Annotated in this window: 12 protein-coding genes and 3 tRNA genes; 3 read left to right on the top strand and 12 right to left on the bottom strand. The window is 68.9% G+C overall.

What is annotated here, in order from left to right; genetic code table 11:
- The first annotated feature begins 25 nt into the window (after positions 1 to 25).
- The gene (locus EL288_RS17415) at positions 26 to 1,021 is read left to right on the top strand and encodes a tripartite tricarboxylate transporter substrate binding protein (RefSeq protein WP_003809384.1); all 996 of its coding nucleotides are present in this window, start codon (positions 26 to 28) and stop codon (positions 1,019 to 1,021) included.
- A 30-nt stretch (positions 1,022 to 1,051) separates the two neighbouring features.
- Here the strand turns inward: EL288_RS17415 and EL288_RS17410 are convergent, their stop codons facing one another.
- The 5 genes from EL288_RS17410 to EL288_RS17390 form a co-directional block, all read right to left on the bottom strand.
- Positions 1,052 to 2,437, bottom strand: coding sequence for an MmgE/PrpD family protein (locus EL288_RS17410; protein ID WP_003809386.1), 1,386 nt, complete (start codon positions 2,435 to 2,437; stop codon positions 1,052 to 1,054).
- Positions 2,434 to 3,132, bottom strand: coding sequence for a GntR family transcriptional regulator (locus EL288_RS17405; RefSeq protein WP_126621996.1), 699 nt, complete (start codon positions 3,130 to 3,132; stop codon positions 2,434 to 2,436). Before EL288_RS17405 ends, EL288_RS17410 begins: the two co-directional genes overlap by 4 nt.
- A gap of 239 nt (positions 3,133 to 3,371) precedes the next feature.
- Positions 3,372 to 3,448: transfer RNA gene (locus tag EL288_RS17400), tRNA-Asp, on the bottom strand.
- Between the two features lie 35 nt (positions 3,449 to 3,483).
- Positions 3,484 to 3,559: transfer RNA gene (locus EL288_RS17395), tRNA-Glu, on the bottom strand.
- Between the two features lie 31 nt (positions 3,560 to 3,590).
- Positions 3,591 to 3,666: transfer RNA gene (locus EL288_RS17390), tRNA-Ala, on the bottom strand.
- A gap of 301 nt (positions 3,667 to 3,967) precedes the next feature.
- Here EL288_RS17390 and EL288_RS17385 point away from each other — a divergent pair.
- Entirely contained in the window at positions 3,968 to 4,975 is a 1,008-nt protein-coding gene (locus EL288_RS17385; protein WP_126622044.1) for an aldo/keto reductase, read from the top strand.
- Here EL288_RS17385 and lnt read toward each other — a convergent pair.
- The 5 genes from lnt to miaB form a co-directional block, all read right to left on the bottom strand.
- Positions 4,972 to 6,615: an apolipoprotein N-acyltransferase gene (lnt, locus tag EL288_RS17380; protein WP_033457163.1), complete on the bottom strand. Its 1,644-nt coding sequence runs from the start codon at positions 6,613 to 6,615 to the stop codon at positions 4,972 to 4,974. The genes EL288_RS17385 and lnt overlap by 4 nt on opposite strands.
- The gene (locus tag EL288_RS17375) at positions 6,612 to 7,499 is read right to left on the bottom strand and encodes an HlyC/CorC family transporter (protein ID WP_033446766.1); all 888 of its coding nucleotides are present in this window, start codon (positions 7,497 to 7,499) and stop codon (positions 6,612 to 6,614) included. Before EL288_RS17375 ends, lnt begins: the two co-directional genes overlap by 4 nt.
- 140 nt (positions 7,500 to 7,639) lie before the next feature.
- Positions 7,640 to 8,113, bottom strand: a complete 474-nt coding sequence (ybeY, locus tag EL288_RS17370; protein WP_003809396.1) for an rRNA maturation RNase YbeY — start codon at positions 8,111 to 8,113, stop codon at positions 7,640 to 7,642.
- Positions 8,103 to 9,125 (bottom strand): PhoH family protein, encoded by a 1,023-nt coding sequence (locus EL288_RS17365; RefSeq protein WP_003809398.1) that lies wholly within the window; start codon positions 9,123 to 9,125, stop codon positions 8,103 to 8,105. The genes ybeY and EL288_RS17365 overlap by 11 nt, the downstream gene beginning before the upstream one ends.
- Positions 9,122 to 10,549 (bottom strand): tRNA (N6-isopentenyl adenosine(37)-C2)-methylthiotransferase MiaB, encoded by a 1,428-nt coding sequence (miaB, locus tag EL288_RS17360; protein ID WP_003809403.1) that lies wholly within the window; start codon positions 10,547 to 10,549, stop codon positions 9,122 to 9,124. Before miaB ends, EL288_RS17365 begins: the two co-directional genes overlap by 4 nt.
- 156 nt (positions 10,550 to 10,705) lie before the next feature.
- On the opposite strand from miaB, the gene EL288_RS17355 reads away from it, so the two are divergent.
- Complete coding sequence (locus tag EL288_RS17355; RefSeq protein WP_003809405.1) at positions 10,706 to 11,434, top strand: phosphatase PAP2 family protein; 729 nt, start codon at positions 10,706 to 10,708, stop codon at positions 11,432 to 11,434.
- Positions 11,435 to 11,596: 162 nt separating this feature from the next.
- Here EL288_RS17355 and secF read toward each other — a convergent pair whose 3' ends face one another.
- Together secF and secD are read right to left on the bottom strand one after the other, a co-directional pair.
- Positions 11,597 to 12,532 carry a protein translocase subunit SecF gene (gene secF / locus EL288_RS17350; RefSeq protein WP_033446769.1) on the bottom strand — a complete coding sequence of 312 codons (936 nt, stop codon included), beginning with the start codon at positions 12,530 to 12,532 and terminating at the stop codon, positions 11,597 to 11,599.
- A gap of 49 nt (positions 12,533 to 12,581) precedes the next feature.
- Positions 12,582 to 14,462: a protein translocase subunit SecD gene (gene secD / locus EL288_RS17345; RefSeq protein WP_003809414.1), complete on the bottom strand. Its 1,881-nt coding sequence runs from the start codon at positions 14,460 to 14,462 to the stop codon at positions 12,582 to 12,584.
- Between the last annotated feature and the right edge of the window lie 49 nt (positions 14,463 to 14,511).

Raw genomic sequence — 14,511 nt, 5'->3', positions numbered from 1 at the left:
TCTCAACGCAACTGTCGGAAGTCCCATGAGCAGAAAATTCCTGAGCGCCCTGCGCAACGCGGGCATGTGCGGTGCCATGATGCTGGGCGGCCTGTCGGCCGCGCCCGCGGCGGCGGCCGACGCCTGGCCCGGCCAGCCGATCCGCATGGTCGTGCCGTTCGCGCCCGGCGGCGCGGTCGATACGCTGGGCCGGCTGGTGGCCAAACAGCTCACCGATGTCCTGGGGCAGACCGTCGTGGTCGAGAACAAGCCGGGCGCGGGCGGCAACATCGGCTCGAACATCGTGGCCAAGGCCGCCCCGGACGGCTATACGCTGCTGTTCGGCGCGGCCGGCAACATCACCATCAATCCGTCGCTGTTCGACAATATGCCGTACGACGTCGAGAAGGACCTGGCGCCCGCCGCGCTGGCCGGCCAATCGATGAACGTGCTGGTGGTGCCGGCCGCGCTGCCGGTCGATTCGGTCGCCGAGCTCATCGACTACGCCCGCAAGCATCCGGACAAACTCAACTACGGTTCATCGGGCAACGGCGGCACGACGCACCTGGCCGGCGAACTGTTCAACGCGATGGCGGGCACGCGCATCACGCACGTGCCCTACCAGGGCAGCGGCCCGGCCATGATCGACCTGCTGGCCGGGCGGGTGCAATTGATGTTCGACAACCTGCCGTCGGCCATGCCGCATATCCAGCGCGGCGACCTCAAGGCGCTGGGCGTGACCGGCGCCATGCGCAGTCCGCAATTGCCCGACGTGCCCACCATCGCCGAAACCGGACTGGCCGGCTTCGAGGCGACGACCTGGTTCGGCGTGTTCGCGCCCGCGGGCACGCCGCAGGCCGTGCTCGAACGGCTCAACGGCGCCGTCAACCAGGTGATGCAAAGCGCGCCGGTCGAGCAGAAGCTGCAGTCCATGGCGGCCTATTTCCAGCCCACCACCCGGGCGCAATTCCAGACGCTCATCCACGACGACACGGCCAAGTGGGCCCGCGTCATCAAGGCGGCGGGAATCAAGCTGAACTAAGGGAAGGGCGCGCCGCGCGGCGCGCCCTTCTCAGGCCTGGCGCGCCAACGCGGCGAGCCAGGCGCCGGTTTCCTCGTCGAGCGCCGCCTGCCAGGCCGCGGGCGCGATGGCCTGCGGCAGGCGCGGCAGCACGTCGGCGCCGAGCCGGGCCAGCTTGTCCTCGAACTGCGCCGGCGTGACCGGGTTGTCGGGGCTGCCGGTCGCGCTCAGGCAACTGGCGCGCAGCACTTGGCCATCGTCCAGTTCCACCTCGAGCCAGGCCGGCCGGTCGTGCGGCGCCGGCATGGGCGCGTCGGCCAGGCGCATGCGCACCTTCTCGCGCAGCGCGGCCACGGCCGGGTCGGACAGCGTGGACTGGCTGAAGGCCGCGGCGCTGCCGGTGCCCAGCGCCAACGCGGCCGCCACCATGTGCGGCATGGAAAAGCGCGCGCCCAGGGTGGTCGTGGGGTGGACCGTGTCCAGGGTCAGCGCCAGCGCGTGGGTGTCCAGGCGGATGGCGCGGATGCGCTGCGGCTCGAATCCGGGGTCGGCGCGCAGCGCCAGGCAGGCCTGCACGGCGGAGTGCCCGTGCTGGCAGCACGAATACAGTTTCTGGTAGCCGTGCGAGAGCGACCAGCGGGTGCCCAGCTCGCGCGTGATTTCGCCTTCGCGCAGGCTCGCCTTGACGATGCCCGCGCAGACTTCCTCCATGCTGGCCGGGGCGCCGCCGAAGCCGCATTCGGCCCAGTCGGCGCACTGCATGCCGTTGACCGCGCCGGCGGCGGCCCAGCCGTTGCGGATCAGGACGCCGGCCATCAGGTGCGAACGCGGTCCCATGCTGGCGGTGGTGATGGCGCCGGAGACGGCGCGCAGCAAGGTCTGCGCGTCATGGCCGCGCAGCAGCGATACCGCGGCCGCCGCGCCGACCGCGCTCCACAGCGCGTGGCCATGCACGGGCGGCGGCATGACATGGAAACTCATGGCGCAGCGCGTGACCAGCTCGTAGGCGCCGGTCAGGGCCGTGAGCACGTCGCGCAGGCGCGCGCGCGTGGCCGTGGCCTCGGCCAGCAGCGCGGGCAGGGTATAGATGCCGGCATGGCAGATGGCCAGCCGGAATCCTTCGTCCAGTTCGCACCAATTGCCGGCCAGGGCATTCCAGGAGGCGGCTTCCATGCGGCCCACGCGCGGCAGCGCCGGGCTGAGCAGGGGCGACTCGGCCGTGCCGGCGCGCGCCGTCAGCAATGCGGCGTAGCGGCGCAATTCGGGTTCCGGGGCGGCGGCGGCCATGGCCGCCAGATCGTCGCACAGCACGTCCACCGCGCGCTGGCGCACGGCGTCGGGAATGGCGTCCCAGCTCAGCGTGGAGACGAACTGGCAGACTTCGGCCAGCCCGGCGGCGAAACGGTCCGAGGGCGTGGCAGGCAGGGCAGGGTTCATTGGATGGCGGGTTCGCACAATTGGCTGGCGACGTGGTTGGCGGCGCGCTCGATGTGCGAGCGCATGAGCGATTCGGCCAGGCGCGCATCGCGGCTGGCGATGGCGCGCACGATCTGCCAATGCTCGTCGTAGGCGTCGTCCTTGCGCTCGAGCGCCGAGCCCGAGTGCCGGCGATAGATGCGCAGCAGGTGATAGAGGTCTTCGCACAGGGCGGCGATGATGCGCTTGTTGCCGCTGGCCCGGACGATGCGCTCGTGCAGGTCGAAATGGCGTTCCTCGCCGTTCGGGGCGCCTTCTCGCCGCGCCGCCCAGCTCTGGTAGTGCGCGTCCATGTCGCGCTGCAATTGCGCGATGTCGGCGTCGCTCATGCGTTGCGTGGCCAGGAAGCAGGCCACGCCTTCCAGGCCCATGCGCATCTGGAACAGCTCGAGCGCCGATTCGGCCGACATCGCGACCACGCGCGCCTTCATGTAGGGTTCGCGGGTGACGATCTGGATGCCCTGCAGGCGGCGTACCGCCTCGCGTACCGGGCCGCGGCTCACGCCGAATTCGCGCGCCAGTTCCACCTCGTTGATCACGCCGCCGGGGGGCAGTCCGCCGGCATAGATGCCGTCGAGCATGCGTTGGTACACCACGTCGGTCAGCGGTGCGTCGATGCCATTCTTGTCGATGGCGGTAATAGGCTTTTCCTTCATGGCGTAAAGGTAGAAGGAGCCGGTAAAAGTGTCAACTCTTTTGCGGAAAGCGGGGGCGACAGCAGGGGGGGGCGGTTCGCGCCTGTCCCTGCGGGAAGTGGCAGGCGCGGAGGCGGATCGGTGCCTGTCCCTGCGGGGACGGGCACCCCGAGAGTTTGCGGGTGCCAGTCCCCCTGCGGGGACAGGCACCCGGAAAGAAAAAAGCCAGTTGCGTGAGCAACTGGCTTTTCGGAATCTTTTGGCGGAGCGGACGGGGCTCGAACCCGCGACCCCCGGCGTGACAGGCCGGTATTCTAACCAACTGAACTACCGCTCCGCAGCGGCGTAGCTTCTACACCATGCCAGACGAACTGGCGTCCCCTAGGGGATTCGAACCCCTGTACTCACCGTGAAAGGGTGATGTCCTAGGCCTCTAGACGAAGGGGACAGGACTGGTACTACTTTACTTCGCCTTGGACTGGTGGAGGTAAGCGGGATCGAACCGCTGACCTCTTGCATGCCATGCAAGCGCTCTCCCAGCTGAGCTATACCCCCGGTGTAAAACATCCTAATCAAGCTGGTAACTCAACCGCATTTCTGCTGAAATTTCGGTTTTCGTTGCCGGTTTGTTTAGTGCCGTTGGCGAAGAAACGAGATTATGCACGAGTTTTTTGTGACGTGCAAGTCAGGGGGAAATAAATCGATGTGGACCAGCCTTGCGCCTGGCCCGTCGGTTTGAGTACGGCGCCGACCTGTCCTAATCTTTGCGCAGCCCGGCCGCGGGCGCATGCCTATCACGCAGGAGCACGCCATCATGAGCACTTCGTTTCCCACCCAGAGGCTGGGCGCCACCGATATGCGGATCACGCGCGTGGGTTTCGGCGCCTGGGCGATAGGCGGGCCGGGCTGGTCCGTGGGCTGGGGAGCGCAGGACGACGGCGAGTCCATCCGCGCCATCCGCCACGCGGTGAACCGCGGCATCAACTGGATCGACACCGCGGCCGTCTACGGCCTGGGCCATTCCGAAAGCCTGGTGGGCCGCGCGCTGGCCGGCATGCCGCCTTCGGAGCGGCCCTATGTCTTCACCAAGGGCGGCCTGGTGGGCTCGCCCGCCGACCCCATGGCCAAGCCGCGCCGCATCGGCGCCCCGGACAGCCTGCGGCGCGAGGTCGAGGCATCGTTGCGCAGGCTCGGCGTCGAAGCCATCGATCTGTACCAGATGCACTGGCCGGCCGGCGACGGCACGCCCCTCGAGGTGTATTGGCAAGCGCTGCTCGACCTGCGCCAGGCCGGCAAGGTGCGCCACGTCGGCTTGTCCAACCACAATCTGGCGCAGGTGCAGGCGGCCGAGCAGCTGGGCCACGTCGAAACGCTGCAACCGCCGTTCTCGGCCATTCGCCGCGAAAGCGCCGCGGACCTGCTGCCCTGGTGCGCAAGCCACGACACCGGCGTCATCGTCTACAGCCCCATGCAGTCGGGCCTGCTGTCGGGCGCCTTCAGCGCCGAGCGCGCCGCGGCCTTGCCGCAAGGCGACTGGCGCGCCCGCAATGCCGAGTTCATGGCGCCGCGGCTGGCGGCCAACCTCGAGTTTGCCGATGCGCTCAAGCCGATCGCGCAGCGCCACGGCGCCAGCGTGGGGGCGATTGCCGTCGTCTGGGCGCTGGCCTGGCCCGGCGTCACCGGCGCCATTGCGGGCGCGCGCAGCGCCGAGCAGGTCGATGGCTGGCTGGGCGCGGCGACGCTGGAGCTGGATTCCGATGACATGCGCCAGATTGCCGATGCGCTGGCGCGCACCGGCGTGGGCGGCGGGCCCTTGCTGCCGCCGCCCGACGAGGCGGCGCTTGCGCTGACGGCCCGGCCCTAGGGCTGGCGCGGCCGGCGGCCGCGCGCCGCCGCGGCAATCAGCAGCAGGCCGATCAGCGCCAGCGCGGGCTTGTCGCCGAAGCGGGCGTACGGCGTCAGGCCGGTCATGCCCTGTACGGCGACCGGCAGCACGCCGGCGCGGCCGGCCGGCAAGGCGGCGGCAACGCGTCCGCGCGCATCGATGGCGGCGGTGATGCCGGTGTTGGTGGCGGCCACCATGGGGCGCGCCGTTTCCATGGTGCGCAGCCGGCCGATCTGCAGGTGCTGGCGCAGCGCCCAGGTGTTGCCGAACCAGCCGAGGTTGCTGACATTGGCCATGATGGTGGCGCCAGGGCGGCCGTCGGGGCCATCCTGCAGCGCCGGCAGCAGCTCGGGGCCGAACAGGTCTTCGTAGCAGATGTTGAAGGCGATGCGCTGGCCCGCGATGCCGAAACTGGGCTGGCGCGCGGCGCCGCGGTCGAAGTCGCCCAGCGGGATGTCCAGCATGTCGACGAACCAGCGGAATCCCGGCGGTACGTATTCGCCCCAGGGCACCAGGTGCTGCTTGTCGTAGCGCATGGCGGTGGTGCCGGTGCGCAATTGTTCGACGGGCGTGCTGGCGTCGAAACCGATCACGCTGTTGGTGTAGCGGTGCCCCGTGGCGCCGTCGGGCTGCGTGTGCAGCGGCACGCCCATGGCGATGCGGGTGTCGGCGCGCCGCGCCACCTCGATCCAGGCGTCCCAGACGCTGGCGGGCAACTGGTCCTGGAAAACGGGCAGGACGGTTTCGGGCAGGATGATGAGATCGGGCTTGGGTTCGCCGGGGCGAGGCGGCAGCGAGGCCAGTTCGAGGTGCCGCCGCAGCCCGGTTTCCAGCAGCGCCGGATCGAATTTCTGCGACTGCTCGACGTTGCCCTGCACCAGGCGCAGGTGCAGCGGCTTGCCTTCGGGCCGCGACCAGCTGAACTGGCCGAGCAGCCAGCCGGCGCCCGCCAGCAGCAGCGCCACCCCGGCGGCCAGCGCCTGGCGGCTGTCGATGCGTCCCGAGGCCGATTGCCACAGGCCGGCCAGCGCGGCGGCCGCGAAGGCGGCCAGCAGCGCCATGCCGTGCACGCCCAGCAGCGGCGCCCAGCCGGCCAGCGGGCTGTCGACGTGCGCGTAGCCGATGTTCAGCCACGGGAAGCCGGTCAGCACCACGGCGCGCAGCCATTCGAGCGCGGCCCAGCAGGCGGCCCAGGTGGCGGCCGTGTAGAGCGTGCGGCGCGCGCGCGCCGGCGGGCTGGCGTCCCAATGGGGCGGGCACAGCCAGCGCGCGGCGGCGCAGGCCAGGCCCGGAAACAGCGCCAGGAACGCCGACAGCGCCAGCACGCCCGCGGCCGCCAGCGGCGCGGCCAGTCCGCCGTAGTCGTGCATGCTGACGTACAGCCAGTACAGGCCCAGGCTGAAGCTGAACATGGCGAACAGCCAGCCGCGCGCCAGCGCCCGCCGCGCCGAAGGCGCCTGCAAGCTGGCATGCGCGGCCACCGCCAGCGCGATGACCTGCACCGGCGCCAGCGACCAGGCGGGCAGGGGATCGGGGGCGAAGCTCAGTGCGTGCGCGGCGCCCGCGGCGGCCAGGATGGCGGGTTGGCGCCAGGCTGGCCCCTTGCCGGCCGGGCTCATTCAGCGGCGCTCGCCGGAGGCTGTGCGCCCGCGTTGCGGCGCACGCGCAGCCACAGGGCGCGCCGCGCGTCGGCGCGCACCACTTCGATATGCAGGCCGTCGTGGTCGGCGCTGTCGCCGCGGCGCGGAATGCGCCCCAGCTGGCCGCCCAGCCAGCCGCCCACGCTGTCGTACTCGTCGTCGGGCAGGTCGGTGGCAAAGGTGGCGTTGAAATGGCTGATATCCGTCGAGGCAGTCAGGCGCCATTGGTTCTCGCCTTCGGGGAAGATCGATTCTTCCTCGTCCTCGTCGAATTCGTCCTCGATGTCGCCGACGATCTGTTCCAGCACGTCTTCCATGGTGACCAGGCCGGAAATGCCGCCATGCTCGTCGATGACGATCGCCAGGTGGTTGCGGCTGGCGCGGAACTCGCGCAGCAGCACGTTCAGGCGCTTGACCTCGGGGATGAACACGGCCGGCCGGACCAGCGAGCGGATATCCAGCGCCGGCTCGAGCATGTAGCGCAGCAGGTCCTTGGCGAGCAGGATGCCGATGATGTTGTCGCGGTCGTCTTCGTAGACCGGAAAGCGCGAGTGCGCGGTCTCGATGATGGTGGCGAGCAACTGCGGCAGCGGCTGGGAGATATCGAGCAGATCCATGCGCGAGCGCGGCACCATGATGTCGGCGACGGTGCGCTCGGACACGGCCAGCGCGCCCTTGATCATGGCGTAGGACTCTGCGTCGAGCAGCTCGCGCTCGTGCGCGGCTTCGAGGATGGCCTTGATGCCTTCGCGGTCTTCAGGCTCGCGCCGCACCAGGGAAAGCAGACGGTCCAGCAGGGATTTGGGAGAGGATTTGGCGGCGCGCTGAGCGTGCGCCTCGGTAGCAGGGTAAGGGTCGGACATCGTCCAGGCGGACAAGTTGGTAAAGATTCAGCATAACCGAATATTTGGCGCAAGTTGTTACGCCGCGCTCCGATTTTGCATACAACAGCGGCCATTGTTCCCCGATTTGGGGCGCATTGGCGCCAATCTGCGCGGCGCCGTCAGGCGGCCAGATAGGGGTCGGCGATTCCCATGCGCGCCAGCACGGCGGTCTCCAGGGCCTCCATGCGCCGCGCTTCGCCGGCCTTGATGTGGTCGTAGCCCAGCGCATGCAGGGTGCCGTGCACCGTCAGGTGGGCGGCATGGTCGAGCAGCGTCTTGCGCTGTTCGCGCGCCTCGCGCGCCAGCACCGGCACGCACACGACGATGTCGCCGCGCGCCACCCCGTCGGGGCCGGTGCCGTATTCGAATGTGAGCACGTTGGTGGCGTAGTCGCGGCCACGGAACTCGCGGTTCAGGCGCCGGCCCTCGGCCAGTCCCACCAGGCGCAGGCCGAGTTCGGCGCCGGCCAGCCCGGCATGCCCGTCGCCGGCGGCGCCGGCCAGCGCATACTGGACCCAGCGGCGCAGCCGCCAACGCGGCAGCCGCGCGTCGGCCACGCCGTACTGCACCGACAGCGACAGCTCAGTCGCCATTGGCGGCCGCCTGGTCGTAGGCGTCGACAATGCGCGCCACCAGCGGATGGCGCACCACGTCGCGGCTGGTGAAGCGGGTCGTGGCGATGCCCTGGACTTCCTCGAGCACCTGCACGGCATGCGCCAGCCCGCTTTGCTGGCCGCGCGGCAGGTCGACCTGCGAGGGGTCGCCGGTAATGACGGCCTTGCTGCCGAAACCGATCCGGGTCAGGAACATCTTCATCTGCTCCGGCGTGGTGTTCTGGGCCTCGTCCAGGATCACGAAGGCGTGGTTGAGGGTGCGCCCGCGCATGTAGGCCAGCGGGGCAATCTCGATGGTCTGCTTCTCGAACAGGCGCTGCACGCGCTCGAAGCCCATCAGGTCGTACAGCGCGTCGTACAGCGGCCGCAGATAGGGGTCGACCTTCTGCGCCAGGTCGCCCGGCAGGAACCCCAGCCGCTCGCCGGCCTCGACGGCCGGCCGGGTCAGCACCAGGCGCTGCACCGTGTCGCGTTCCATGGCGTCGATGGCGCAGGCCACCGCCAGCCAGGTCTTGCCGGTGCCGGCCGGCCCCACGCCGAACGTGATGTCGTGCTTGAGGATGTTGTTCATGTAGTCGCGCTGGCGCGGCGTGCGCGGGCGCAGGTCGGTGCGGCGCGTGCGCAGCACCACGCCGCCGCTCTCGTCGTCGACCGGCGGCAGCGTCTGGTCCAGTTCGCGCGGGTCCGCCTGGACCTCCACCGGGCGGCCCACGCCGATCTCGACCAGGCCGAGCTGGATGTCGTCGACCGACAGCGCGCGGTGGGTGGCCTGCTCGTGAAAGCGCCGCAGGGCCCGTCCGGCCAGTTCGGCCTGTTCGCCCTCTATCGTGACCCGGCTGCCGCGGCGCGCCAGTTTCACGCCCATGCCGTCGGCGAGCTGGCGCAGGTTCTCGTCCAGCGGGCCGCACAGGTTGGCGAGGTGGATGTTGTCGCCATCGAGATTGACGATGGCGGGCATGGTGCGGCGGGCGCGGCTGCGGGAAGTGCTCATTCGGCTCCGGATGTGTCGCGTTCGATGCCGGCGACACGGCCGCGCAGCGAGTTGGTGTGGGCGTGGGTGACGACGACGTCGACCATGTGGCCGATCAGGCGCGGCACGCCGGGAAAGTTGACGATACGGTTGTTCTCGGTACGGCCCATCAGCTCGTTGGGGTCGCGCCGCGAAGGGCCTTCGACCAGCACGCGCTGGCGGGTGCCGATCATGCCCTGGGCGATGGCCGCGGCCTGCTGGTTGATGAGCGCCTGCAACTGCTGCAGGCGGCGCAGCTTGACGTCCTGCGGCGTGTCATCGTGCAGGTCGGCGGCCGGCGTGCCGGGCCGGCGCGAATACACGAACGAGAACGAGGTGTCGAAGCCGACGTCCTCGATCAGCTTCATGGTCTTCTGGAAGTCCTCCTCGGTCTCGCCCGGGAAACCGACGATGAAGTCCGAGGACAGCGTCAGGCTGGGGCGCGCAGCGCGCAGGCGGCGCACCACGGACTTGAACTCCAGCGCGGTGTAGCCGCGCTTCATGGCCGCCAGCACCCGGTCGCTGCCGGCCTGCACCGGCAGGTGCAGGAACGACACCAGCTTGGGCAGCCGTGCGTAGGCGTCGACCATGCGCTGGGTCATTTCCTTCGGATGCGAGGTCGTGTAGCGGATCCGTTCGATACCGGGAATCTCGTGCACGTATTCCAGCAGCATGGCGAAATCGGCGATTTCGCCGCTGTCGCCCATGGCGCCGCGGTAGGCGTTGACGTTCTGGCCCAGCAGCGTGACTTCCTTGACGCCCTGGTCGGCCAGGTCGGCGACCTCGAGCAGGACGTCGTCGAAGGGCCGCGACACTTCTTCGCCGCGCGTGTAGGGCACCACGCAGAAGCTGCAATACTTGCTGCAGCCTTCCATGATGGACACGAACGCGGTGGCGCCGTCGACGCGCGGCGGGGGCAGGGCGTCGAACTTCTCGATCTCGGGAAAGCTGATGTCGACCTGCGACACGCCCTGGGCGCGGCGGCGCTTGATCAGGTCGGGCAGCCGGTGCAGGGTCTGCGGGCCGAACACCACGTCGACATAGGGCGCGCGCTTGACGATGGCCTCGCCCTCCTGGCTGGCCACGCAGCCGCCCACGCCGATCACCAGGTTGGGGTTCTGCTTCTTGAGGTGCTGTACCCGGCCCAGGTCGGAGAACACCTTCTCCTGCGCCTTCTCGCGCACGGAACAGGTGTTGAACAGGATGACATCGGCATCCTCGGGGTTGTCGGTCAGCTCCAGGCCCTGGTCGGCGCGCAGCACGTCGGCCATCTTGTCCGAGTCGTACTCGTTCATCTGGCAGCCGAAGGTGCGGATATACAATTTGCCCAGGCCCTGGGCGGTGGTGGCCGGCGTGCCGGCATCGGACGGGCTGGCGCCGTCGCGTTTGACAGTGGTTTCTTGCATGGCGGTCGCCGTGACGGGTGTAGATCCCGGGGGCGTAAGTGGACGAAACCGCCCATTTTAGCCTGTCGCCCGCGGACGGTCTTGGCGGTGTCGTATTTGGCAAGTACTATTGCTGGCCGCCGGGTTGCGGCTATCCGGCCCTCATCCCATTCCCCCATGACCGCAGAACCGATCACCGCTTTCCCCCCGCCCAAGTCCGGGCTGCCCGGCCAGGGGCTGGCCGGCCTGCTGCGCCGTTGCCTGGTTCCCGTGCTGCTGCTGCTGGGGTGCGCCGCCTGGCTCGACCGGCCGCTGACGCTATGGATCAACCGCAGCGTGTCGCCGCAGGTCAATACGGTATTCGACTACATCGGCAACCTGGGCGACAGCGGCACTTACGTGGCGCTGGGGCTGGCCGCCTATATTCTCGGCCTGCAAGGCATGCTGCGCGGCTGGGCCGTGCCGTGGGGCTGGACCTGCGAGAAAATCGCGCGCGCCGGCATGCTGCTGCTGGCCACGCTTACCGCCGGCGGGCTGGTGACCTGGGTGCTCAAGAACGTCGTGGCGCGCGCGCGCCCCGAAGTGCTGCTTGACGACGGCATCTACGGCATGGGCCGCATGTTTGCCGGCAACCCCTTCAATTCGTTTCCGTCCAGCCATACCCAGACGGCGTTCGCCGTCGCGGCCGTGCTGGGCATCCTGGCGCCGCGCTGGCGCTGGCCGGCGCTGGCGCTGGCCGCGCTGGTGGCGATCAGCCGGGTCATCAACCGCGACCACTACCTGTCGGACGTCTGCGCCGCGGCCCTGATCGCCGTGGTGGCGGCCTACGCCATCAAGCCGTACGTGCTGTCGCCAAGCTGCACCTGGCCGCTGCGCGCGCCCTGGCGCTGGCGCAAGCGCGGCTGAAGGGAAGCGCCTTTCGGGTGCCTGTCCCCGTGGGGACAGGCACCCTGGCCGCAGGTGTCGCTGCCCATGCGGGGACAGGCGCCTCGCGTATCGGGCTGCATGTAAAAAACCCTGCCCGGCCGTATTTGGCCGGGCAGGGTTTTTTTACGACCGGGAACGGTCTCAGGCGATTTCGACTTCGTCGCCGTCCTTCTTGACCGGCTTGACCAGGTCCTCGCGCTTGACGCCCATCCACATGGCCAGCGCGGCGGCGACGAACACCGACGAGTAGATGCCGAACCAGATGCCGATGGTCAGCGCCAGCGAGAAGTAGTGCAGGGTGGGGCCGCCGAAGAACAGCATGGCCAGCACCATCATCTGCGTCGAGCCGTGGGTGATGATGGTGCGCGAGATCGTCTGGGTGATCGCGCTGTTGATGACTTCCTGTACCGAGGCCTTGCGGTACTTGCGGAAGTTCTCGCGGATCCGGTCCATGATGACGACCGATTCGTTGACCGAGTAGCCCAGCACCGCCAGTACCCCGGCCAGCACCGCCAGCGAGAACTCCCACTGGAAGAACGCGAAAAAGCCCAGGATGATGACCACGTCGTGCAGGTTGGCGATCACGCCCGCCACGGCGAACTTCCATTCGAAGCGCAGGCCCAGGTAGACCATGATGCCGATCACCACGACCAGCAGCGCCATCAGGCCGTTGTGCAGCAGCTCCTGGCCGATCTGCGGGCCGACGAACTCGACCCGGCGCAGCTCCACCGCCGGATCGGCCGCCTTCAGCGCGCTCATCACGGTTTCGCTCTGGGTGGCCGAGGTCTGGCCTTCGGCGATCGGCAGGCGGATCATGACATCGCGCGAGGTGCCGAAGTTCTGCACCTGGAAGTCGGTGTAGCCCAGCGTGCCGATGGCCGTGCGCACCTGGTCGAGCTGGGCGGTCTGGGCATAGCTGACCTCCATGACCGTGCCGCCGGTGAACTCGATCGACAGGTGAAAGCCGCGCGTGATGATGAAGAACACGGCCGCCAGGAACGTGACCAGGCTGATGATGTTCAGCACCAGGGCATGGCGCATGAACGGGATGGTGCGATGAATCCGGAAAAATTCCATGTTTCGCCTTGCGTATCAGGATGGCAGGCGGCCGGGCCGCCCGCATCGATCAGTTTGCCTTGGGTTTCCAGACGGTGCCGATGGAAATGCTCGACAGCTTCTTCTTGCGGCCGTACCAGAGGTTGGCCAGCGCGCGCACGCCCACCACCGACGAGAACATCGAGGTGACGATGCCCAGGCAGTGCACCACGGCAAAGCCGCGGATCGGGCCGGAGCCGAACGCCAGCAGCGCCAGGCCGACGATCAGCGTGGTGAGGTTGGAGTCCAGGATGGTGCCCCACGCGCGCTCGAAGCCATGGTGGATGGCCTGTTGCGGCGTGGCGCCGTTGCGCAGCTCTTCGCGGATGCGCTCGTTGATGAGCACGTTGGCGTCGATGGCCATGCCCAGGGTCAGGGCGATGGCCGCGATGCCGGGCAGGGTCAGGGTTGCCTGCAGCATCGACAGCAGCGCCAGCAGCAGCAGCACGTTGACCGTCAGGCCGATGGTCGAGAAGATGCCGAACAGGTGGTAGTACACGATGATGAAGATGGCGATCGCGATGAAGCCATACAGCGTCGAGTAGAAACCCTTGGCGATGTTGTCCGCGCCCAGGCTGGGGCCGATGGTGCGCTCCTCGATGATGGACATGGGCGCGGCCAGCGCGCCGGCGCGCAGTAGCAGCGCGGTGTCGGCAGCTTCCTCGGCGGTCATGCTGCCCGAGATCTGCACCTGGCCGCCGCCGATTTCGCTGCGGATGACCGGCGCGGTGACGACTTCGCCCTTGCCGTTCTCGAACAGCAGGATGGCCATGCGCTTGCCGATGTTGTCGCGCGTGACGTCGCGGAAGATGCGCGCGCCCTTGGAGTCCAGCGTCAGGTGCACGGCCGGCTGCTGGGTCTGGCCATCGCGGCCGGGCTGGGCGTCCTGCAGGTTTTCGCCGGTCAGCACCACCTGGCGGCGCACCAGCAGGGGGCGGCCGTCGCGGTCGGTGTAGCGCTCCAGGCCGAACGGCACGCTGCCGGCGGCCAGGGCCGATTGCGCCGCCGGGCTGTCGTCGACCATGCGGATCTCGAGCGTGGCGGTGCGGCCCAGCAGCTCCTTGGCCTTGGCCACGTCCTGTACGCCGGGCAGCTGCACGATGATGCGGTCGGCGCCTTGCTGCTGGATGACCGGCTCGGCCACGCCCAGCTCGTTGATGCGGTTGTGCAGGGTGTTGATGTTCTGCTTGAGGGCGGTGTCCTGCACGCGGGTGACCGCGGCCGGGTTGAGCATGCCCGTCAGTTGCAGCTTGCCGCCGTCGCTGGTTTCGGTGAACTGCAGGTCGGGCAGGCGCGAGCGCAGCACGTCGCGGGCGCGGTCGCGTTGTTCGGCGGTGGCGAAAGTGGCCACGACCGACTGGCCCGAGCGCTCGATGGCGCCGACTTCGGCCTTCTGGTCGCGCAGCGCGCTGCGCACGTCGGCCACCAGCGAGTCATAGCGCGCCGTCAGGGCGCCCTGCATGTCGACCTGCAGCAGGAAGTGCACGCCGCCGCGCAGGTCCAGGCCCAGGTACATGGGCTTGGGCTCGAACCAGCCCAGCGACCGCATCCAGGGCGGCGAGGCGGGCAGCAGGTTCAGCGCCACGGTGTAGTGGGGGTCGCCGGCCACGGTGTTGAGCGTGCGGTCGATCAGGTCGCGCGCCTGCAGCTGCACGTCGGTGGACGGAAAGCGCGCGCGCACCGTGCCCAGCGTGCCGTTCTGCTCGTAGTAGACGCTGTCGGCCGGCAACTGGGCGTTTTCGATGATCTGCTGGACCTGTTCCAGCGTGGCCTGGTCGACCTTGATCGTCGCCTTGGCGGACGAGACCTGGACGGCGGGGGACTCGCCGTAGAAGTTGGGCAGGGTATAGAGCAGGCCGATGACGACCGCAACCAGGACCGTGATGTATTTCCAGAGGGGATAGCGGTTCATTGCCGGCTACTTCGTGCGGTGGGGGTGAGCGGAACAAGGCCCCGCCACG

The sequence above is a fragment of the Bordetella bronchiseptica genome (assembly GCF_900636925.1).
GTDB lineage: Bacteria > Pseudomonadota > Gammaproteobacteria > Burkholderiales > Burkholderiaceae_B > Bordetella > Bordetella pertussis.
Note: the sequence above shows the minus strand (reverse complement) of the source record. Positions and strands in the feature narration are given on the sequence as shown.

Excerpts from the sequence above, each read along its gene's own strand:
- EL288_RS17405 (WP_126621996.1), bottom strand. The coding sequence starts at position 3,132 with ATGAAGGAAAAGCCTATTACCGCCATCGACAAGAATGGCATCGACGCA.
- EL288_RS17355 (WP_003809405.1), top strand. The coding sequence starts at position 10,706 with ATGACCGCAGAACCGATCACCGCTTTCCCCCCGCCCAAGTCCGGGCTG.
- lnt (WP_033457163.1), bottom strand. The coding sequence starts at position 6,615 with ATGAGCCCGGCCGGCAAGGGGCCAGCCTGGCGCCAACCCGCCATCCTG.
- EL288_RS17415 (WP_003809384.1), top strand. The coding sequence starts at position 26 with ATGAGCAGAAAATTCCTGAGCGCCCTGCGCAACGCGGGCATGTGCGGT.
- EL288_RS17385 (WP_126622044.1), top strand. The coding sequence starts at position 3,968 with ATGCGGATCACGCGCGTGGGTTTCGGCGCCTGGGCGATAGGCGGGCCG.
- EL288_RS17410 (WP_003809386.1), bottom strand. The coding sequence starts at position 2,437 with ATGAACCCTGCCCTGCCTGCCACGCCCTCGGACCGTTTCGCCGCCGGG.
- secD (WP_003809414.1), bottom strand. The coding sequence starts at position 14,462 with ATGAACCGCTATCCCCTCTGGAAATACATCACGGTCCTGGTTGCGGTC.
- miaB (WP_003809403.1), bottom strand. The coding sequence starts at position 10,549 with ATGCAAGAAACCACTGTCAAACGCGACGGCGCCAGCCCGTCCGATGCC.
- ybeY (WP_003809396.1), bottom strand. The coding sequence starts at position 8,113 with ATGGCGACTGAGCTGTCGCTGTCGGTGCAGTACGGCGTGGCCGACGCG.
- EL288_RS17365 (WP_003809398.1), bottom strand. The coding sequence starts at position 9,125 with ATGAGCACTTCCCGCAGCCGCGCCCGCCGCACCATGCCCGCCATCGTC.
- EL288_RS17375 (WP_033446766.1), bottom strand. The coding sequence starts at position 7,499 with ATGTCCGACCCTTACCCTGCTACCGAGGCGCACGCTCAGCGCGCCGCC.
- secF (WP_033446769.1), bottom strand. The coding sequence starts at position 12,532 with ATGGAATTTTTCCGGATTCATCGCACCATCCCGTTCATGCGCCATGCC.